Origin of the sequence: Formosa undariae (assembly GCF_042427615.1) — a bacterium.
Classification (GTDB): Bacteria; Bacteroidota; Bacteroidia; order Flavobacteriales; family Flavobacteriaceae; genus Formosa; species Formosa undariae.
In genome coordinates, this window is record NZ_JBHMEZ010000003.1 from 718490 (window position 1) to 739659 (window position 21170).

Sequence of the window (21170 nt, forward strand, 5' to 3'; positions counted from 1 at the left end):
GTCAAATATATTAAAATAATTCAAAAAGAACAACTAGTACCTACTAGTTGTTTTTATATTTTATATACCTTTGTAAGATGAGTGTTATTAACGTCAAGAAAAATATAGGAATCCCTAAATACAAGCAGATTATTGCTTCTATTGAAGATGCCATTATTTCGGGTTCTTTAAAAAAAGGAGACCAATTACCGTCCATAAATAACGTAAGGGATACACACAAACTATCTCGAGACACTGTTTTAATGGCCTTTAATGAGTTAAAAACCAGAGGCATTATACAATCTATTGTTGGAAAGGGGTATTATGTTTTAAATGAAAACATAGACGTTAGCCAAAAAGTATTCTTATTATTCGATGAACTTAATTCGTTTAAAGAAGATTTATACAGTTCATTTATTAATAATTTAGATGATAATATTAGAGTAGATATTTATTTTCATCACTTTAATAAAAATATCTTTAGTAAATTAATATATGAAAATATAGGAGCTTATAATTATTACGTAATTATGCCCGCTAATTTTAAAAACACCAATTTAGTTATTGAAAAATTGCCAAAAGAAAAAGTCTATATTTTAGATCAAACGCATCCTGAATTAGCACAGTATGCGGCAATTTATCAAAATTTCGAAAATGATATATACACGCATTTAAGCGAAGCATTACCTCTTATCGAAAAATACGACTCCATCATTCTTCACTTTTCAGAAGAGTTTCAACCATTAGGCATGCTTAAAGGATTTAAAAAATTCTGTAAAGCAAACCATTTAAAACATGAAATTATCACCTCATTAAAAGATAGAATTGTTACAAAAGGTGAAGTATACATAATTCCTGATGATAAAAATTTATTGAGAATTATAAAAAAAACAAAGGAACAGGGTTTAATACTTTCAAAAGAGATTGGCATAATATCATATAATGATACGCTTCTAAAAGAAATTGTTGAAGGCGGCATTACAACTATCTCTACAGATTTCAATAAAATGGGAGAACGCTTAGCACACATGATTAAGAATAAAGAGCAGCTTCAAATAGAAAATATGAACACATTAATTCTTAGAAATTCTCTATAAATTCGATAATCTACATTTAATTTTTCAATTGATTAGTTGAATGACTAGAATACACTTTTTAGCACTTAATTTTATATTTTCAAGCTTAAACATGTCCTTATATTTGTTTGGAGCAGAACGATAAGGAGCATGGCATTCCTAAAGAAAGCACTAATAAGCACGGATTTTCTGAGTCTTTTTTAGAACTCATATACTGTATTGAGCTATCAGTTTGTCTTAACGTATCATATCCACCCCGCGATTTATGTGTAGAATCTTTAGTATCGTAGTATATTGAATTATTGTATTCTGGGTGCATTCATTAGCAATCTAAAACAGGAATCCTTGTCTCCTTTTTCTGGTGGAATAAAATTTTATCTCCCATGACCGTCTAGATACGATTTTCCTATAAATACAGAATCATATCTAGAATAAGAATAAATCTCCCCCATTGAAACGACATTGATATCTAACTGTACATCATTCATGAACATACCATTAATAAATGACGTTGTCCCTTAATTAATGAGGTTTTAAAAGGCATACCAGAAACTGTTATAATCTACTATAAATGTAATCCATTCAAAAATTCAAATGATTTTTTCATAGTTATATTAAAAACCTCATCCGTACTATTTTTTCTAAAAAAAGAGCCGTTAAAAAACCCATGATCTTCACCTTCAAAAGACACTAATTCACAGGTATTTCCAACCTCATTCATAAGAAATGCAAATCGTTCAGCATTTTCGAATGGTACCGTTTTGTCTGCAGTCCCATGAAATATTAGCGTAGGAGGAATTCCTAAGTGCACATGATTACAAGGCGAAATATCCGTTTTTCTATCCTCTCCGACTTTCTTAACTCCATACCCTTTTTCTGTGGTATCTAGAACGGGATTGAACAATATCATTGCATTAGGCACAGAACTAATTTTCAAATCCTCACCTTCCTCATCATAGCCCTCTATTACACCTGTGCAAGCTGCAATATGACCACCAGCAGACCCTCCGGATGCAATTAATTTATTAGGATTTACACCTAATTCTGAAGCGTGCGCCCTAATCCATCTCACCGCAGATTTAGCATCAGTAACACTCTCGAAAGGAGATGTTTTGTGTTTACTGAAAATTCTATATTCTGCAGAAATAGCTAGATAACCCTTATCTGAAAAATATCTTGCTTGCTGATAAAATTGATCTGTGCTACCTCCAGACCAACCGCCTCCAAAGAAGAAAACAATCACGGGGCTATCATCTGAAACTTTATACTTTTTAGGCTTAAAAATAGTCATCTTCAAGTCACCTTGTGCTGTAGATTTGTATGTAACAATACTATCTGGCTCAAAGGAAACTTGTGCATTTGCTATACATGCACATACTATCATTATTAGTGTTAAGAATATTTTAATATTTTTCATTATCTTTATATTTTATTTTTTTCACCTAGTTACCATATCTTTAAACTATTGCACTACCATAAACATTTAGTATTAGAAAAATATAGTTTGAGGAAACACTTGCTAAAAATAATAAAATAAGAATATATTATGCGATTATAATTTAAATCACTTATTATAGCCGTCTCAACATTATCCCTTTAAAATCCATTTTTAAACAATATTCTCTAAACAAATTATATAATTAGTTTTGTCTTAGCAAATTCACTTTTGAATCGGCATTTTCTTTAAAATGTCTTTTGTAATCTTTTTTATACAAAGTTGATACCGTACTGTTTTCATAGGAAGATTGTTATAAGCACACCAAACCTTTTCATATTCTTTTATCATTTTTTGAATCGCTACATTATCTTGTTATTATTATGTCATTTATTTTCTCATTTGAAACATTAAAAACATATAAATTATCACCCAAATCATTAAACGGAATACGGTTAATTTCAGGAATGCCATTACTACTCCAAACTGTTAATTCTCCTACTTCTTTCATACTACATCTGATTTCTGTGTTAGAAATAGATTTTACTTTTACCGTTCCTGCAGACAAAAATTTATCGGCACGTCCAACAACAGACCATCCTTTGATAATCGGACTCAATTGAAACAATCGTTCTTCACGTGTTTGCAATTCAAAATTATAATTAGCTATTAACGGCTGTGCTGTTTTCTTATAAGAATCGTAAAGTAAAATGCCTTCTACGGGAATTTCCCATAATCCTTTATACGGCTGAATCATTCCTCCAGCATTAGGATAATCGGTTAAAGAAATGGATGAATTAATAGTAGTTCCTCGGTTTAAATTCACAGCCATAATAACGGCTGTTTCATTTAGAAGTGGTGCTATTACCTTAAATGCTTTTTTTCCGACATACGGGTCTTGCTCTAAACTTTCTGGTAAAGGCACTCCAGGAGCAAGCGTACCAATAATCTCCCCATCTTTATACATTAAAGGCGTCAAATAGGTGGCATCTATATTTTTAGTTTCGTCTGACAAATAAATAGGACCTCCCGAAATGGCTCTTGAAACTGCCATTAAACGAGCTGTTTCCTTATAACTTGTATGAAACATATCTTGGTCTAACCAATGCACATGACCTAACCAAAGCGCATTAGTAAAATTGTGAACAATAGTTAAATCTATACGATCTTCATCAATTTTATAATCCACACTAGAACGAATAACATTACTATAGGTTTGGTTAAAAACATTAAAGTTTTGCATCGCAATACAGTTCAATAATTTTAAGTTTTTCTTAATTACATTTTCTTCTAAGGCTCTATTATTACGATGTACGCCTAGAACAGCATTTTCTCTTCCCTTATTAAATTGTAAATTAACAGATTGAAAATCTACTTTAATCATATCAAATCTATTATCTTTTGTATCGGCTGTCATGGCATCATAAAAAGCATTGGCAGAAATGGCATCGTTTTTTGTTACCATTCTACTTTTCTGATTATTTTTTCCATAAAAGACAGTATCTAAATTCACAGAAAGTTCGTCTAAAGTATTTTCTGTAGAGATTCCATCCATAAAACCGTTGAAATTTCTCCAAATTCCCATCCATTTTATCTTGTCATCTTTTAAATCTGTAATGGATTTCCACCCCGTAGGAGATTTAATTTTATCGACACCAAAAGATAGTAATTGACGGTTTTTTTCATCTAAATACCCATCATCAATCAATACCCAACGAATAGGTAAATTACTTGCCTTTATATCTTCAATGGAATTGGTTATAATATCTTGATTAATATTGGATTTATAATGTTCCCATGAACACCATCCTAAATATTGAAAAGGAATAGGATATTCCTTGTCTGAACGCCAATTAAAATTTCCTTTTACTCCTTCTGCATCTTTAGCCAACGCCCATGCTTTTTGATTCGCTTCGTAAGGATTTGATGCTTCCGCATATGAAAAAAGTGGAATCTCGACATTTACAGATTCTGTACCATAAGTCGCTGTATTTAGAATAAAATTATTAGCAGCAACATCAAAAGTATTTCCCACATATGTAGAGACTATTGGCAAAATAGCTAGATAATTTCCATTCTTTTTTTTAAGTAATATTAAACTCCCATATTTCATATTATCGTCTTCTCTGGGTTTTATCTGCTTATAATTTAATAAATCTGAAACAGCATCAAACCAAAGGGCTTCCATTCTATTTCCTGAAGCTTTTACTTCAGAAAAAGGGCGATAATACATACCTTTTTGATACTCCGGAAGCTCTAAAATAATCTCAGCAATTATACCTTTACTGTCTAGAGTAAATACTTGTTTTTGTAGTACAAAAATCCCGTCAGAAGCAAGTTCACTTACATCTATAGTACTCGGAATTTCTTTTAGACCAGTATAAATCACCCCATTTTTATCATCGCAACTTGTCATAATAACGATACTAAAAATAGTGAATGATGAGTATAAAAATTTTGAAATCTTAACTAAAATATTATTCATTATTAGATTTTATACTGTTTAAAGGAAACAATTGGTTTCAAAATAAACACAATAGTCGCATCCTCTATTTTAGACTGTTTTATTTCTTATATTTTAACACATAGCTGTTTGAGCCGTCACTGCCATCTAAGGCAACACCGCTAGGGCAATACAGGTATTCTGGTTCATTATTATCGTCCATTAATAATTGAGGTCTTTCAAACTTAACACTAGTACCATATCGTGCATTTGCTCCTTCTGGAATCTTACCATCTAGGTAAAAATTCTGAAAATTATGAAATCCAGATAAAGGTCCAGATTCAAATTTAATTCCATCATCTGAAACCCAAAGTAAACCACCTCCTTTTTCAAGTATACCATGATTATCTGTAGTCATTAAACATATTTTGTTTTTCCATAAAAACGCATAACCATCTTCTATTCGCACTTCATTCGTAGTAATTGGATTAGGCTGGAAAACGTAAGGCCCCTCTAATTTATCTGAAATAGCAAGCCCCATACTTACTTTTGCACCTGTTCCTTTAGGACCAGCCATGGCTTTAAAATATAAATGATATTTTCCATTTGGATGTTTAATAAGCGTTGGATTGTTCACACCAAGTCCACTGTTGTAACACCAAATTGAAGGATCGTTTGGCGGACTCAATAAAGGCTCGTCGGAATTTGATTTTTCAATCCAAGGTCCATTTAGGTTATCGCTAACCAACATGCCTATCCTCTGGCTGGCTCCATGATTTTTTGCGCCATCATTAGCTATAAAGACCAAAACATATTGATTGTCTATTTTTTTAATACTTGGATTATGGAAACCGGCAGCATTCCATTTATCGCCTCCTGTTCCCTGTGCAACAACATCTACAAAATGGAATGGGCCTTCTGGCCTTTTCGCTACATAATGTGAAATTTCACTATTGTAACGCCAAGCAGTTTTAAAAGGAGTTTCAGAAGACCATCTTGCACTAAAAAGATGTACATTCCCTTGCGCATCTCTTATCGGTGAGCTTCCCCAAACATCATAACCCGGTTCATTTACTGCTTCTCCAATAAATTCCCATTGATCGGACATTGCAATAGGCGTCTCAATTTGCATTTCGGTGTTTTTAGACTCTTCCTTTTTTTTCTCTTGACAAGACATAAATAGAAAAGAGCACATCGTAATAGCAATAAATTTTGTTGTTCTATTTGTCATAATACTACGCTGTTCTTTTTTATTGTTTTACTCTATGCAACTTATCTAAAACAAAAAAAACATAATGCATAGTATTGATACGATAATGGGGTAAAAATGATACCTCCCTAATTATAAAAGACTATCTCCCATTGCTTTTGTTATAAAGGTGGTTTCGCAAGAAGTATTTTTAATAATTAAACTCTAGTCTTTCTCCTTTTTTAGTTTCAATTTCCTTCACTTCATCTTCGTACCGAAGCATTAAAGTATTTCCTAATTTAGAAGTGACAATCACATTTTTTAATTTCCCTGCTTCCCAAGTCATATCAATTTCAAATCCTTTTTTAGCGATGATTCCTTTAATATTTCCTGATGCCCAAGCGATTGGCAATGCAGGTAACAAATGCACCTCCCCGTTATGACTTTGCATCAACATTTCTGTAATTCCAGATACCACACCAAAGTTCCCGTCAATTTGAAAAGGAGGATGTACGTCTAATAAATTTGGTAAGGTTGATTTGCGCTGTAATGCTAAAATATTCTCATAAGCTTTTTCACCTTCTAACAAACGCGCATAAAAATTAATAATCCACGCTCTGCTCCATCCTGTATGTCCACCACCTTTAGACAATCGACCTTCAATTGTTTTTTTAGCTGCTTCAAACAGTTCAGGTGTTTTTGATTTTGAAATCTGATTAGAAGGATGCAACGCATATAAATGAGAAATATGTCTATGTCCTGGTTCAGCCTCTTTTAATTCCTCTACCCATTCTAACAAGCGACCATCACTTCCTATTTTAAGCGGTGGCATTTGTTCTAGTTTACTTTTTAAAATTGCACTAAAATCTTGATCTATATTTAGAATGTCTGCTGCTGCAATACAATTATTAAATAATTCAAAAATGATTTCACGATCCATTGTAGGCCCCATATTTAAAGTCGCTTTTTCACCTTCTTTAGTTAAAAAGTTATTTTCTGGAGATACAGAAGGTCCGGTTACCAAAAATCCTGTTTTAGGATCTTTAACCATAAAATCGACAAAAAACAAAGCAGCCTCTTTCATTATAGGATAGGCCTCCTCACGTAAATAGTCCTTATCTTCTGTATATTCATAATGTGTATACAAATGCTGACATGCCCAAGCAGCTCCCATAGGCCACATACCATGTCTTGCTTTCCCGAAAGCAGCAGTAGCATGCCATGCATCACTAGTATGGTGTGCTACAAAACCTCTTGAATTGTATACCTTTTTGGCAGTAATACGCCCCATTTCCCTTAAATCTCCCACATAAGTTAAAAAAGGTTCATGACACTCCGCAAGATTTGTCATTTCCGCCATCCAATAATTCATTTGAATATTGATATTAATGTGATAATCTGAATTCCATGGTGGCGTAAATCCATCAGCCCAAATTCCTTGTAAATTAGCAGGTAAATTCCCCGGTCTAGAACTACTGATTAATAGATAGCGTCCGAATTGATATTGTAACTGAGTTAAATAATTATCTGCATCGCCGTCTTTTACGTTCTTTAAACGGACATCTGTAGGCAAGTCGGCTCCTGTGCTATCTGATATTTGAAAAGATAGTCTGTGAAATAAAGACTGGTAGTCTTTAATATGATTTTTAAGGAGTTTTTGGTAAGGCATTTCTGCTATGTTACTTAAAGCTCTTTTATTTTCGTCTTCAGGAATTAAACCTCGGTAATCGCTATTTGCGACCACTTTAATTAAAACCTCATCTGCGTTAGAAATTACTAATTTTCCATCTTTAATTTCTGAAGTTCCACCTTTCGTTTCAAACTGAATAATCGCATGAAATGAAACGCCGTGACCATCACCTACGTGCTCGGAAAATTCAATTTTATTATCTAAAACTAAAATTTTGGTTTGCTCATTTCTTTTAACCCAAGATGCCAAATTTATTTTCCCTTCTTTATCTGCTGAATATTTATAAACCATGGCCTTATCAGGAAAACTAGAAAAATAAGTTCTAGTATAAGTTACGCCCTTATTTTCAAAATGAGTTGTTGCAATGGATGTATTCAAATCCAATTCTCTCGTGTAATTTACAATAGAATCTAAATCTGGAGATTCTATAAATAAATTTCCTAACATTTGGTAAGTCGCTTTGCCTGTTGGCAAACGGTCTGCCAAAATTTTGTCTTGAACCATGGCCTCAGCTTCCATATATTTCTCTTCGAATAACAGTTTTTGTATGGTAGCAATATGTTTACCAGCATCTTCTTTATCCCGATTGTAATCTTTGCCACCTGTCCAAATCGTTTCTTCATTTAAACAAATAATTTCTTTAGCAGCTGTTCCGTATATCATGGCACCTAAATTTCCATTTCCAATTGGAAGCCCTTGGTTCCATTTTTTAGTAGGTTGTTCAAACCAGATCTTTAAAGGCGTTTCTATTTTCTCCTCTTCTTTTTGATTACAGCCAAAAAAATTAAATGCTACAATTAACAAGCAAGTAACCTTCTTTATTAATTTACTTTTAGTTATTATGCTTTGTGTTTTCATATCGTTTTACACTTGTGTTAGTTAGGGTTTGTCTTAGTTAATTAGTTGATATTATATTCGTCTTATAAATAACCTAAAAGTATTTTTAATTCATCATTTAAAAATGGTCTTTCAAAAATCGAAAAAACGAGCAATTGCACCATCAAAAGATTCGGGTCCAAGATCATTTGTCGCATCTCGTTCTCGGCCAATTACCCTTTTTAGATGGATTTGCTTTAGTATTTACAGGAAATGATTTTTCTACACGGGCTTTGTCGTATTCACAAATAATTTCATTTTCACAATCCCTTCTCCCGCTCCCATGCGTCCCATTACTAAATAATATTTTTCTTTTTGCAACTCATCTTCAACCATCAGTAACGAACTATTATCATTCCACGTTACCTTTTCCAAGCCATTTCTAGAAATATACTTTAAAAATAGCATGTAATAGATACTCTAAAATTTTCGAACACACCTTAATCGTTATTTTCTAAGGGAATAAACAGAGTATAAGAATCATTTCCTTTTTTTATAGCGACGCACAATACTTGTGGTTGATCTTCTTCCAAATAAACAAACGGACGCTCCATTCGATTCGGAACTAAAAATGTACCATCTTCAAGTGCTATCTTCTTATGGGCGATCTGATAATTATCAGCTTTCTCCCAATGAAAACCATCCTTAGACATCATTAATCCAATATAAGAATGGGCATGAAATACCGCAAAAAACACATCCTGCTTATCATCGAACCACATGGAAACATCTTCGGTGTCTAAATTCCCTATCACAGGATTTGGTTGTATTTCAAAAGGTCCGATTGGAGATTTCGAAACCGCAATAGCTTGATTTCTTATAAACTTTTTTTCGTTAGGCTTATCACCTTTAACAATTAAGAAGTAATTGCCATCTTTTCCTTTATCAATTGCGGGATTAACGGTTATTGTTGCTATGGGGCCAGAAGGCTCTATTATAGGTTTCCCCATTCTTTCCCACGGTCCATTAATCGAATTTGAAACAGCGACTCCTGTTCTTTGATTTTTACGTAAAATCCCTCTATTTTCCTCTTTTAAAGAAGCTGTACTCAAATAGATTAAATCTTCTGTGCTATACGCTTTGCCTCCCAAATTGGTCGCGATATAATACAGGTAATATTTACCTTCAAAATATTTTATTTTAGGATTATGTGCTGTAATTTCATCCCAATGGCCCGCACCTCTACCTTTTAAAACCGTTTCCTTATATTGCCATGGTCCGGTGGGAGCATCTGATACAGCATGTGCTATTTCAGAAAAAGTTAACCATCCATTAAACGTATATGCACGCTTCCATCGCGAATAGAATAAATGGTATTTACCTTGCTCTCCTTTAATTATAGAACCACCCCAATTGTAATATAACGAATCCCTAAAAATTCCATCTTTACTCAAAGGTTGCATCATTTTATTGATGTCTAAGCTTTTATTCATGTCTTGAGACACAGCACCTATAGAATGACTTAAAAACACTATCAATAAAAATTTAATTAAGAGTTTACTCATGGTTATTTTGACTTATAGCACTTATAAAATTTACTAATTATTTCTTTTCTGATTAAAAAGCCAATCTATTAATTCGGGCTGCTTCCAAGCTAGTTCGTATGAATTATGACCAACATCTTTATAAATAGTTAATCGCGCCTTATTTTTATTAAAATCAATTAAGGCCTCCATCATGTCTGTAGATCCCGATAATGGGACTGTTTTATCTTTATCACCATGAAATGCCCAAATTGGAATCTTCCTTATCTTTTTTGCCATCATTGGATCTCCTGCTCCACAAATTGGAATGGCACCGGCAATTAAATTAGGATATCGCATCATAAAATTCCATGCACCATAACCCCCCATAGACATTCCCATTACATACACTTGATTTTCATTAACGGCATATTCTTTTACAATTTTATCAAAAATTTCTTTTGAAAGTTTCATCGGATTACTAATAGGAACAGCTTTAAAAGGATAAGAACCGTCTTTCCAAGGTACATTTACCCATTGCTGTTTTACAGGACATTGAGGCATTAAAATAATACAAGGATGGTCTTTTTGCACTTCTTCATCCATCCAACCGGCAACCCAAGGACGTAATTGTTTAAGATTATCATTTCCTCTAGAACCTGCTCCATGAAAAGCTAATACTAATGGGTATTTTTTCTGAGGATCGTAATTGGCTGGCAAAAATAACCGATAAAGCATTTCCTGTCCATTCTTGTTGGTGTATATATTAGCGGTCGTATTATTTTCATAAAAAGACAAGTGATGCTCAGAAATCTTATCACCTGAATCCTTATCTGAAAAAAATATTTGGGCAGTTGCAAATTGACTGAATACAAAAATAAATACTGCAATATGGTTTTTCATTTCAATCTTCTTTTTTATCTATTCACAAATTTTAATTAAGAACTAAGGTTACATCTCTTAGAGTCATTAACCCTTGGTGTAACTTTTTTGCCTCTTCATTTATTTGTAAAGGCCTTATTATTAAAGAAATTGATATGGGTTTATTCGAAATGTTTTTTACTTTATAGCTAAGTATCGCTGCAGGTATACTGCTATCGTCTACATTTCCTGGAATTAATGGATTAAAGGCTCCTACAATGACAGTTACCGGCAAATCTTTATCCTTTAGAAATACGTGTCCAAAAGGGTAAGCCGTTTTAAACATGGCTTCAGCAAAACGTGACAAACCATGATTTCTACCAATAGCACCTCGTTCTCCGTGATAATACCGATCTGACATAGGTCCTTCTAAAAGTAAAGCTTGTGCTTTTTTTTCCTTCCACTTGAATATTAATTGCAAAAAAAGCAGCACGATTTGACAGTGGTCATTTAGATATAATTACATTAAACCCTTTGGCAGGAAAACTCATAATTTCCCAATCATGAATTGCACCATTTCCTGTTAATGAAATGGTTCCTGTACCAATACCACCAACAGGCATAGCAACACGTTTTAGATATTCTCCTGTATATGTTTTTAAAACAGGCCAATCTTTTTGTTGACTGAAACAAGTCGTTCCTAAAAACAAACTCCATAGTACAACAAACCAATTATTACCTATTTTCATACTACAGAGTTCTTTTACGTTCTTAAACTTCTTTATGTTTTCATCTTTCAATCTTCAAAAACATTTATTCAAAACTAATCTTAAAGACGTGAGAACTACTTCCGTAACCTGAATTTACTTGCACACCTGTTGCTAAATATAAATACGCTGGTTTATCGTCTATAAAAAGTATTTGGGCGCGCTCTAAATGGCCATCCAGTTTTCCTCTATAAGACACCGCATCTTTTAAATACTCTTCTCCAACATAGTGTTGTAAATCTTCGTAGGCACGTATTGTGTTCTCTACGGGGAAAGAAAAACCATCTCCAGACTTCCACAACAAACCACCACCTCTATTTCCTAGGGCTCCTCTAAAATCACGACTCATCATGTATACGGAATCATTCATTGTAAAAGCATAAGCATCTTCAAGTGGCATTTTTTCTTCCGTAACTCTTGTAGGGTTATGCATGTATGGTCCTTCAACAGAATCGGCAACAACAACTCCATAAGAGTAAACATATCCTTTAGGTTCTTTTCTAACTACAGATTTATGATACAAGAAATATTTCCCTTTGTATTTAATTAATGACGGATTAGAAACGCCTAATCTCGCTGTGTAATTCCAAACTGTAGAATCTTTTGTTTGACGTAAAATTGTACCATCGGCTTCCGCACCTTTTGCAGGTCTCCAAGTATCATTAAGATCATCGGCAACATACATTACAATACGTTGTGTTTTTAAATCGTCGTTTTCATTTACAATAAAACACAGCTGATATTGCCCATCGATATGGCTAATTGTTGGATTGTGTGGCGAATTAAATACCCCATCTTTATCTGGCACAGCAAGACCTACATATTTAAAAGGTCCTTCTGGACTATCGCCTACATAGTGTCCAATTTCACAGTCTTTATACCAGCCGTTAAAATCAGGTTGTGTTTCGGTAGACCATTGTGCGGCAAAAAGGTGTGTTTTACCATCTTTACCAATTACAGGAGATGATCCCCAAACATGCATTCCTTTTTGCATAGCAGCATCACCTATATATTCTAATTTCATATTTTGAGCATGAAAACCACAGCTAATGAAAATGAATAATAAGGTAACTAATGTTGTGTGTTGTAATTTCATTTTGAATATTTTGAATGTTCCAATTATAGTATTTGTAGTTCTGTATCCTGCAGAATTTTGATATTTATAAATTTTTATAAAGATATAAAATCATAAAATTACTTATTCTTATCTCATAGGACGGGGTAATTATGTCTATAAATATGGTCAATTTTGAGTATTCTATATCCTTTATTTTTATTTATAAACAAACCATGCGCTTGCATTACAGGCTTTACTAGATTTTAATTGCGTCCAATGTGCACTAAACCCTTTTGGAAATTTATAGGTTATTTTTTCTCCTGCTTTTAATTGAAAAGTTTTAAACAAAACAGGTTTGGTTAAGTAATGGTTTATATGAATGTATAACTGAAATTCAGTATCAACATCAGATTCAAGTACTACAGTTTTTTCGTCATAACCTGTCATCAAATACATATCTGATAATTGATTAGCTTGTACTTGGGTGTTTTTCCAAGGACCACCTTCACCAACGGGTTTACCTAAACTCCACAAATCATCGATACCACCAAACCAAAGCGCTACATTACCATCATCAGATTTATAAATATGTTCTGATTCCTTAGCATTCATCTTTACACCACTTAAAACCAACAAACCATTCCATGTATTAAACTCTGTAATTTGTTTATTGTGGGTTGTAACAGGTCTCAACATTTTATACAAAGGCTCCTTTCCTACTTTATAAAGTGGTAGTTCATAAAATGTACCAGAAATATTTGCTAACTCTCTTTCAGATTCTAATTCTCTGGTAACTCGCGATGTTTTTGCCGAAAATCGTTTTGAGTAATTCGCGTGGCCTTTTGGTAATCTTAAGCGATAATCTTTCGCATGTAGTATAACGGATGCTTCATCTTCCGTCCAAATTTCTTTTTCTTTACTATCAGAATCATTTGCTGAATTTTCAGTATAAAATTCAACTTCTTCTCCAACTTTTTTATCTTTTAACGCTACTATTGACGTGCTATCCTTTATACCTTTTACAAACTTAAAGTCGTATTTTAAAAATTCATAAGATTGAGTAGTTGTAAATTCATCATTACCTATTGTCCCTGCATATACACTTAAATTATAATTAATTTTATTACTAAATAGTTTTGTATGTGAGACTTTACTCGTTTCATCTATATTTGCAATCTCTTTAAACAACTCTTTTCCTTCATTACTATTTTTAAGATTACGATCTGTAAAATGAATAGTCGCAGTTAATTTACTGGTTTTATGAGCGATCAATCTTACCCATTCTGCTTTTAAATCTCCTTTAAAAATATAATAATTATATCCTTCTTTTTCTAAGGTTACTTTTTGTAAATCTGTCCAAGTTCCTGTGCCATCTTCATCAACTTGAATGGTAATTGAAACTGGTACTTCTTCGAAATTATTTAAATGTAATATCCTGTTATCAAAACTAGCAATTAAGAAAGGAAGTGATGGTTTTTCAGCAATCACCTCATCATTTAACCATATGGCTCCGTAAGCCGATTTTGGTCCCCAATTACCTAGCTCTTCACGTTTTCCAAACCAAAGGTTAGACTGTGGCTGACCAGCATAAGGATTTCCTTGAATACTCGTCTCGTCTGTAGCCAAAACAACCATATTATTCCAACTTAAAAAGTCTGGTATATATCGTAAATGTGATCCTATTGGTTTAATTCCTGCGGTATGTGTATGAGAAAATGTAGAAGGAAAATCGTAAAACATACCATGCATATCCATCATCATTTTACCGTCTCCAACCTCTCTAATTCTTGGCCACTCTGTAAACCAACCATGAGAAGGATCGTTGTTATAGGTCGCTTTAGGTAACAAGTACGTTTTCCATGTTTCGTTTTCAAGCACCTTTAATTGGATAGATCTTTTATCCCATCCCATTGTCCACAGAGGAGATTCATCATTGGGGATTGCGTTAATTCCGTTTTTGGTTGTAACATCTGTAAATTGCCTGCGTTCTACGATTTTGAAATTTTCGCCATCAAATTCAGCTAGAATACCGTTATCTTCTTCCTTCTTACTATTTTCTAAGGTGACTTTCCAATCTTTTCCATTTTCATGCAGATGCTCGCCATTATTTGCTAATACTAATTTTCCTTGACTGGTGTAGGCTCCTTTACCATGCCAACCTGGTAAGGGATTTTGATACAGTTTTTTAACATTAAGCGTATATACATTTACTTCATATAACATACCTTCCATATCGTAATAATAAACCATATTTTCAGGATCTTTTAAATGCCTAGCAATAGCGGTTAACCGACCTTTCATATCTTTAATAGGAATAACTCTTACGTCTCCAGAATGACTAATAACGTAAGGCCCGATAAGTAATTGGTTAGATTCCTTATGAATCATTCTAGCAGCTGGTGTACCACCAATACTCCCCTGAAACACTTGCATATTTTTATGTTTATCGATAATATACAGTTTGTGTTCACTTCCTTTTGGCTCATGTGCTGCATAATTAATCATATACAGTTTTTCATTCCAAACGGCTAGCCCTCCAATTCCGCATTCATTTCCAAAACGATAAGTTCCGTTGGCTCTTGCATGTGCATAACTTGTTAAGTGCGGGTAAACACCGCTTACTTGTCTGGTTCCAGAAACGGAAATTAATTCTCCTGCATTGGTTGTTATAGTTGTATGTTGATTACCCATCTTTGCATCCGAAGTTTTACAGCTTAGGCAGAATATACACAGTGATAATAAACTAGTTTTAAAAAAAAAGGTTTTCATTTTACAAGTAATTTAGGTAAAACTAAAGAATAAATGGATAGTGTATAGAGTACTTTTGAGTCGAATAAGGGGTTACAACGATTCACCTAACCAAATTACCCCTATGCTATTCAGTATTTTGAGAGGTATAAACAAATAGATTAAAAAGATTTATTTCCTTATAATATATCCGTGATATTATCTTTTTCTAAAGGTTAATTAGTACCCGTTTCACCAGAGTGTTTCACGAATAAGTGCAGATGTTTTTTGTTTAACATAGAAGACTATTCTTCTCACAAACAGAATGTTACAAAAACCATTTACATCACATTTGTTAAACCATTTTGTAGTGTGTGGGTTCGTAAAAAAAAAGAATATTTTCAAGCTATTTCTTTACAGTGATACTGTTATTCCAAAGGATATTAGTAAAAATTATTAGACGAATTGATTATTCACTTTTTAACTCTTGTGTCCACTCGCTTGCAAATCCCCATTGTTTAATCACTCGCATTTTATAATAAATAGGAGTTCCTTTTTTAATATTAGGAATATTGAGAACTCCTTTTACTTTCGTTTTTAATTCTTTATCATAAATCCCCGGGCTTGTACCATAAACTATTTCATACAAGTAGTCATATGGAGATACACTAAAGGCTATAAACACACCATTGTCTGTATGTTTTGTATTCCAAACAATTGGAGGTAATTCATCTTCATCTTTTATTATTTTTTTTACTTCCGATGGCACGCTCTCTCCTTTATTATTAATCGCAATTAATTGATAGTTCCAAAGCTCACCTTGTTTAATTTTTTTATCTTCAATTTCAATAAAGTCATTTGTAGTTACTTCTGTACTATAAGACAAACTGTCTTTTTTATATTGCACATAATAAGATTCAGCATCCTTACTTTTATCATAAAAAACACGAATCCCACTATTTGCTGTATTTACAAATGTTATTTTAGGTTGTTTTGGAACATTAAGCTTAACAAGTTCTGTGTGAACTTTATAATCTTGCGGGTCTAAAAAACTAACTTCTACCATACTTAAAGTCTCCTTTTTATTCCATTTTAAGAGCAGATCAAGAGCAGTATCTCCTGGAAAAATAGTTTTAACAGTCTGTGTTTGTATCTCAATAGGGTTAAAATCCTTATCAAAAAGTATCATCTGCACTTGATAACTTCTTAAAATATTTGCAGGAATATCTAATTTTTCTCTTGGCTGAATAGTAATTTCAGCCGTTCTCTTCTTTGTATCTATATTTAAAATGGTTAAATCTCTTATGGGAGAAAATTCTTTTTGAATACTATAAAACCCTTTTTTCTTCTCTCTAAACGACGTTACAATTCCCCAAGCTCTATTTTGTGATTCCGGGGTTTTCCATCCTTCTTTACCATGATAGGTACTTCTGTAATCGTTAAACGCCCAGAGAGCACCCCCTAAAATATATTCTTTATTCCGTAATTGATTCAGTATTTCTTCGGCAGGAACATCTCCTAGGCTTGGATCTTCAGAATTTAATACCTTACCAAATTCTGACATAAAAATGGGTTTCTTATGATTTTCCCATGTACCATACGCTTTTTTACCCCAATTCTGATATGCATTTAGCATCACCAAATCTGCATACATTGTAGCTTCTTTAGGTGAATTATTAGCAGTATTAGACACATTAACTGCTATTCTATTGGGATCTAATGTTTCTGCCAGTTCTATAGCTCCTTTTACATAAGCATTTACTTTTGGATTTTTAGAAGTCATACCCAATTCGTTACCTACACTCCATCCTACAATGGCAGGATGATTATAGTTATTTTCGATGATTTGCTCTAGCCACGCTTTAGGCTTCGGATGATCTGGATCTACTAACATATCTTTTCCCCAAAGTCCAACTTCTTCAAAAATTAGAATCCCTTTTTCATCCAAATAATCGATGTATTCTTTAGGTAAATTCACATGACTTAAGCGTGCCATATTTGCACCTAGACTTTTCATTAAATCTATATCTTCTTTAATCCGTTCCAATGGTAAAGTGTTCCCAGTAAATCGATCTTCTGGAACAACATTGAGTCCAACAGGTCTTATACTCTCACCATTTAAAAGTAATTTTAAACCGTTAATCTCTAATTTCCGGATACCAAATCTATCCGAGTTTGAATGTAACATAGCATTGCTATCGGACATAGAAACCGTAGACTCGTATAAATTAGGAAAATCAAAATGCCATAAATTCACTTTGGACTTTGGCAACGTATAAGACCAATTTACAATATGCTTAATGGTGTTAGCAGGAATTGTTGTTTTCACCTCACCTTTTGCAACAAGCTTTCCTTGACGTTTAATATTTATATTAAATGTTATTTGTTTAGAAGTGTTACTAGAATTACTACTTACAATTTTTACACCTAATTGAGCCGTTCCTTTTATTAAGTCAGGCACTGCGTCTATGTGTTGAAATTCGATACGTGTTTTAGGCGTTATTTCTAACCAAACAGGTCTTCGAATTCCTCCCCAATTCCACATGGCACCACTCTTAAAAACATTATTAACCAATACAGTTAATCTGTTTTCTTCCCCCGGATTTACATAAGGGTTGATATCAAAATGAAATGGTAAAAAACCAAAATCATGTTCACCTAAAAGATGACCATTAACCCAAACTTTAGCATCATTATAAACAGATTGAAATACCAAACGGAGTTGTTGTGCTGTGATTGCATCGTTAACCGTAAAGGTTCGGGTATACCAGGCATCTCCAACATATTCAGAATATTCGTTTATCAAATCCCAATTTCCAGGAACAGACATAGTCCCCCAAGATGCTGTGTTCACATCTTTTGAAAACCAGTTCGAAGATTCTCCTTCTGCGTAAGGATCTGTTTTAAAAGACCATTCACCATTTAATGTTATAATTTGATTGCTTTGTGCGTAACTAAAATTTACCGTAGTAAGACATAAGATGACAATAAGAAAAGAAAATCTAAAAATCTTAAAAGGACACCTTTTTTCCATTGTTTTTATCATGCTATTATTTTCTAAAAAATAGTTCTCTTTAGTTTTCTAATTTGGATTTTCAGAATCCTTTTTCAAATCAAACCTTTCAAGATATTCGAAACCATTCTTACTTGCTCTCTTTACACCCCATTTTATGAGTTCGCCTTTACCGCTATCGGTAAACGCCTCTGGTCGATATCCTCCAGGGGCCCAAGGCACATTTTTGTCTGAAAAATTGTGCGTCTTTTTAAAATTCAAACCATCTTCTGCATACATAATAGACCTTCGCACATCTTCTGGCCCCTCTCTCCCTATCATTGTTCCAACGCCCTTTCCTTGCGGCCATACAAGCACTTCATGCCCACCGTTTACCACCGGATTATTTTCATATTTTACATACGGACCTTCGGGTGTATTAGCAATGGCAACTCCCATTTTAGTTTCTCTTGGTGATTTTCCCCACTGGCGGCCTTTGTAATACAACCAGTACTTCCCATCACGAACAATTATACTTGCATCGTCAATCCGATGACTATCAAACTGAGTTTTATCTGCACTCGGTACCATTATTGGATTGCTAGAAAGTTTAGTCCACGGTCCATCTGGCGAATCTGAAAAAGCAATACCTATTCTGGTTTTAGATTTCTCAAGATCTTGAGTTTTATAAGGATTATTTACACCAGAATAAAAAAGATAATACTTATTGTTGGCAACTAAAACACCTGGCGTAAAGCATCCTTCATCATCCCAACTTCCTTCTTTCCCAGGAGGCAAGGCTTCTCCTTTCTCCGTCCACGTATATCCGTCTGGTGATGTTGCATACCATGTGGCCCACCTAACATTTTCTCCAACCTTCCAATACCAAACATAATACACCGTTCCTACTTTTATAATATCGCTCGGATCTCCGCGCTTTATACCAAGTTCTGGTCCCAATGCCTCAATAGGGGTATAAAAAGCCGTTACCGATTTTATATCCGATTGAGAAAAAGAAGTATTCATTCCCAAAAACAGCATAGTTATTATTACAATAAACGTTTTCATAGGTATTAATTTTAATAGATAATATTTATTTAAATTCTGCTCTCTCATTAAAAAACAGGTCATGTTTGAATCTTTCTTAATCTTTTAATAAAACCTCCTTCATTTTTTTAGGATTCGAATACAGTACTGGCTTATTTTGCATTAATCGCTTATGAATATGAGACGTTACATCCATCCAATTGCGATCTTCTACCCATAAAGGATCCATCAATTTAGATTCCCAGTTTATTAATTCACGTTGTAACAATTCATACTCCTTAGAGTGTGTAAACTCAAGATTATTGGTTTCCCCTAAATCTTCTTCCAAATTGTATAACGTTGCTCCGTAATCTGCCAATCTAACCATTTTAAAATCACCAATTCTAGCTCCTGCTTCTTCAAGTTTTCGCCAAAATAATTTATCATGTGGATTTCCTGTTTTTTCACCTTGTAAATAAGGTAATAAATCGACACCATCTAAAACTAAAGCGTCTGTTTTTGTAATATTCGCTGCAGACAAAGAGGTTGTAAAAATATCTAAAGATGAAGATAAACCGCTAAAAATTTGACCACCTTTAATTGTTTTTGGCCAACTCACTATAAATGGAACGCGATGACCACCTTCAAATTTATTGCCTTTCCATCCTTTTAATTCACCTCCGCTTGATGTATTATTAGCAGCTCCTCCGTTATCACTTAAAAAATAAATTAAAGTGTTTTCTGCTAAGTCTAAGTCTTTCAATTTGTGTTGAAGTTTACCAATATTTTCATCTAAAGACCACGTCATAGCAGCCAATTGTTGTCTTGGATGATGTTTATACTTTTCTAAATGTTCTGCCTTAGCCTCCATTGGTGTATGCACTGCATTATAAGACAAATACATAAAAAAGGGTTGGTCCTTATGTTGTTCAATATATTTAACAGACTGGTTTCCCAAAACATCTGTCATATACCCCTCAAATTCTATGCGCTCGCCGTTATGCTGTAGCATATTATATTTTGAAGGGTTTTTCATCGGAAAATAAGACCTACTTCCTGTTTCGAAACCAAAAAACTCATCAAATCCTCTTTCATTTGGATGATCTGATTGGTCTTTTCCTAAATGCCATTTCCCTAAAGCTAGCGTTTTATAACCATTAGCTTGAAAAACATCTGCTAGGGTTACAACATCATCAGAAAGTCCGATATCTCCAGAATCTCCAAAACCAGTATCATTTGCTTCGAATCCAAAACGCTGTTGATATTTTCCAGTAATTAATCCCGCTCTTGAAGGAGCGCAAACCGTAGCACTTACATGCGCATCGGTAAAAACAACACCGCTTTGAGCAAGCTTATCAATATTAGGTGTTTCCAAATCTTCGCACCCCATAAAACCAAAATCTGCATAACCTGCATCGTCAATTAGAATAACAATAACGTTTGGTTGATTTAGGGTATCTGAGGTCTTTAGCTCTCTAGTGTTTTTACATGAAATAGTTACAAAAAAGGTTAGTATTAATAAACGACTAACCTTAATCTTTCTTTTTATATTCTTGTGTACTAAATTATTTCTCAAACCTATAAAGCTT

General features: G+C 33.6%; 15 protein-coding genes. 1 reads left to right on the top strand and 14 read right to left on the bottom strand.

Annotated features, from left to right (window positions below; translation table 11 throughout):
* The first annotated feature begins 77 nt into the window (after positions 1 to 77).
* Positions 78 to 1076, top strand: coding sequence for a GntR family transcriptional regulator (locus tag ACFFVB_RS06430; protein WP_382381894.1), 999 nt, complete (start codon positions 78 to 80; stop codon positions 1074 to 1076).
* A 544-nt stretch (positions 1077 to 1620) separates the two neighbouring features.
* Here the strand turns inward: ACFFVB_RS06430 and ACFFVB_RS06435 are convergent.
* The 14 genes from ACFFVB_RS06435 to ACFFVB_RS06500 form a co-directional block, all read right to left on the bottom strand.
* Positions 1621 to 2472 carry an alpha/beta hydrolase gene (locus ACFFVB_RS06435; RefSeq protein WP_382381895.1) on the bottom strand — a complete coding sequence of 284 codons (852 nt, stop codon included), beginning with the start codon at positions 2470 to 2472 and terminating at the stop codon, positions 1621 to 1623.
* Between the two features lie 385 nt (positions 2473 to 2857).
* The gene (locus ACFFVB_RS06440; RefSeq protein WP_382381896.1) at positions 2858 to 4975 is read right to left on the bottom strand and encodes a Sip1-related alpha-galactosidase; all 2118 of its coding nucleotides are present in this window, start codon (positions 4973 to 4975) and stop codon (positions 2858 to 2860) included.
* A gap of 79 nt (positions 4976 to 5054) precedes the next feature.
* Entirely contained in the window at positions 5055 to 6164 is a 1110-nt protein-coding gene (locus ACFFVB_RS06445) for a glycoside hydrolase family protein (RefSeq protein WP_382381897.1), read from the bottom strand.
* Between the two features lie 169 nt (positions 6165 to 6333).
* A complete protein-coding gene (locus ACFFVB_RS06450; RefSeq protein ID WP_382381898.1) occupies positions 6334 to 8670 on the bottom strand; it encodes a glycoside hydrolase family 95 protein in 2337 nt (778 codons plus the stop codon).
* Positions 8671 to 8910: 240 nt separating this feature from the next.
* Complete coding sequence (locus ACFFVB_RS06455; RefSeq protein WP_382381899.1) at positions 8911 to 9096, bottom strand: hypothetical protein; 186 nt, start codon at positions 9094 to 9096, stop codon at positions 8911 to 8913.
* 32 nt (positions 9097 to 9128) lie between these two features.
* Positions 9129 to 10193 carry a glycoside hydrolase family protein gene (locus ACFFVB_RS06460; RefSeq protein WP_382381900.1) on the bottom strand — a complete coding sequence of 355 codons (1065 nt, stop codon included), beginning with the start codon at positions 10191 to 10193 and terminating at the stop codon, positions 9129 to 9131.
* A 33-nt stretch (positions 10194 to 10226) separates the two neighbouring features.
* Complete coding sequence (locus ACFFVB_RS06465) at positions 10227 to 11054, bottom strand: carboxylesterase family protein (protein WP_382381901.1); 828 nt, start codon at positions 11052 to 11054, stop codon at positions 10227 to 10229.
* Between the two features lie 31 nt (positions 11055 to 11085).
* Entirely contained in the window at positions 11086 to 11493 is a 408-nt protein-coding gene (locus ACFFVB_RS06470; protein ID WP_382381902.1) for a GH116 family glycosyl-hydrolase, read from the bottom strand.
* Positions 11494 to 11518: 25 nt separating this feature from the next.
* Positions 11519 to 11761, bottom strand: a complete 243-nt coding sequence (locus ACFFVB_RS06475) for a hypothetical protein (RefSeq protein WP_382381903.1) — start codon at positions 11759 to 11761, stop codon at positions 11519 to 11521.
* A gap of 64 nt (positions 11762 to 11825) precedes the next feature.
* Positions 11826 to 12875, bottom strand: a complete 1050-nt coding sequence (locus ACFFVB_RS06480; RefSeq protein ID WP_382381904.1) for a glycoside hydrolase family protein — start codon at positions 12873 to 12875, stop codon at positions 11826 to 11828.
* Positions 12876 to 13052: 177 nt separating this feature from the next.
* Positions 13053 to 15527, bottom strand: coding sequence for a hypothetical protein (locus ACFFVB_RS06485; RefSeq protein ID WP_382381905.1), 2475 nt, complete (start codon positions 15525 to 15527; stop codon positions 13053 to 13055).
* A 505-nt stretch (positions 15528 to 16032) separates the two neighbouring features.
* Positions 16033 to 18597 (bottom strand): glycoside hydrolase family 2 TIM barrel-domain containing protein, encoded by a 2565-nt coding sequence (locus ACFFVB_RS06490; RefSeq protein WP_382381906.1) that lies wholly within the window; start codon positions 18595 to 18597, stop codon positions 16033 to 16035.
* A 48-nt stretch (positions 18598 to 18645) separates the two neighbouring features.
* The gene (locus ACFFVB_RS06495) at positions 18646 to 19623 is read right to left on the bottom strand and encodes a family 43 glycosylhydrolase (RefSeq protein WP_382381907.1); all 978 of its coding nucleotides are present in this window, start codon (positions 19621 to 19623) and stop codon (positions 18646 to 18648) included.
* Positions 19624 to 19699: 76 nt separating this feature from the next.
* On the bottom strand, positions 19700 to 21157 hold the full coding sequence (locus ACFFVB_RS06500; RefSeq protein WP_382381908.1) for a sulfatase-like hydrolase/transferase: 1458 nt from the start codon (positions 21155 to 21157) through the stop codon (positions 19700 to 19702).
* Positions 21158 to 21170: the final 13 nt, after the last annotated feature.

Coding starts and splice junctions, on each gene's coding strand:
- ACFFVB_RS06440 (WP_382381896.1), bottom strand. CDS start 4,975: ATGAATAATATTTTAGTTAAGATTTCAAAATTTTTATACTCATCATTC.
- ACFFVB_RS06475 (WP_382381903.1), bottom strand. CDS start 11,761: ATGAAAATAGGTAATAATTGGTTTGTTGTACTATGGAGTTTGTTTTTA.
- ACFFVB_RS06480 (WP_382381904.1), bottom strand. CDS start 12,875: ATGAAATTACAACACACAACATTAGTTACCTTATTATTCATTTTCATT.
- ACFFVB_RS06465 (WP_382381901.1), bottom strand. CDS start 11,054: ATGAAAAACCATATTGCAGTATTTATTTTTGTATTCAGTCAATTTGCA.
- ACFFVB_RS06495 (WP_382381907.1), bottom strand. CDS start 19,623: ATGAAAACGTTTATTGTAATAATAACTATGCTGTTTTTGGGAATGAAT.
- ACFFVB_RS06445 (WP_382381897.1), bottom strand. CDS start 6,164: ATGACAAATAGAACAACAAAATTTATTGCTATTACGATGTGCTCTTTT.
- ACFFVB_RS06485 (WP_382381905.1), bottom strand. CDS start 15,527: ATGGGTAATCAACATACAACTATAACAACCAATGCAGGAGAATTAATT.
- ACFFVB_RS06450 (WP_382381898.1), bottom strand. CDS start 8,670: ATGAAAACACAAAGCATAATAACTAAAAGTAAATTAATAAAGAAGGTT.
- ACFFVB_RS06490 (WP_382381906.1), bottom strand. CDS start 18,597: ATGGAAAAAAGGTGTCCTTTTAAGATTTTTAGATTTTCTTTTCTTATT.
- ACFFVB_RS06430 (WP_382381894.1), top strand. CDS start 78: ATGAGTGTTATTAACGTCAAGAAAAATATAGGAATCCCTAAATACAAG.
- ACFFVB_RS06455 (WP_382381899.1), bottom strand. CDS start 9,096: ATGCTATTTTTAAAGTATATTTCTAGAAATGGCTTGGAAAAGGTAACG.
- ACFFVB_RS06460 (WP_382381900.1), bottom strand. CDS start 10,193: ATGAGTAAACTCTTAATTAAATTTTTATTGATAGTGTTTTTAAGTCAT.
- ACFFVB_RS06435 (WP_382381895.1), bottom strand. CDS start 2,472: ATGAAAAATATTAAAATATTCTTAACACTAATAATGATAGTATGTGCA.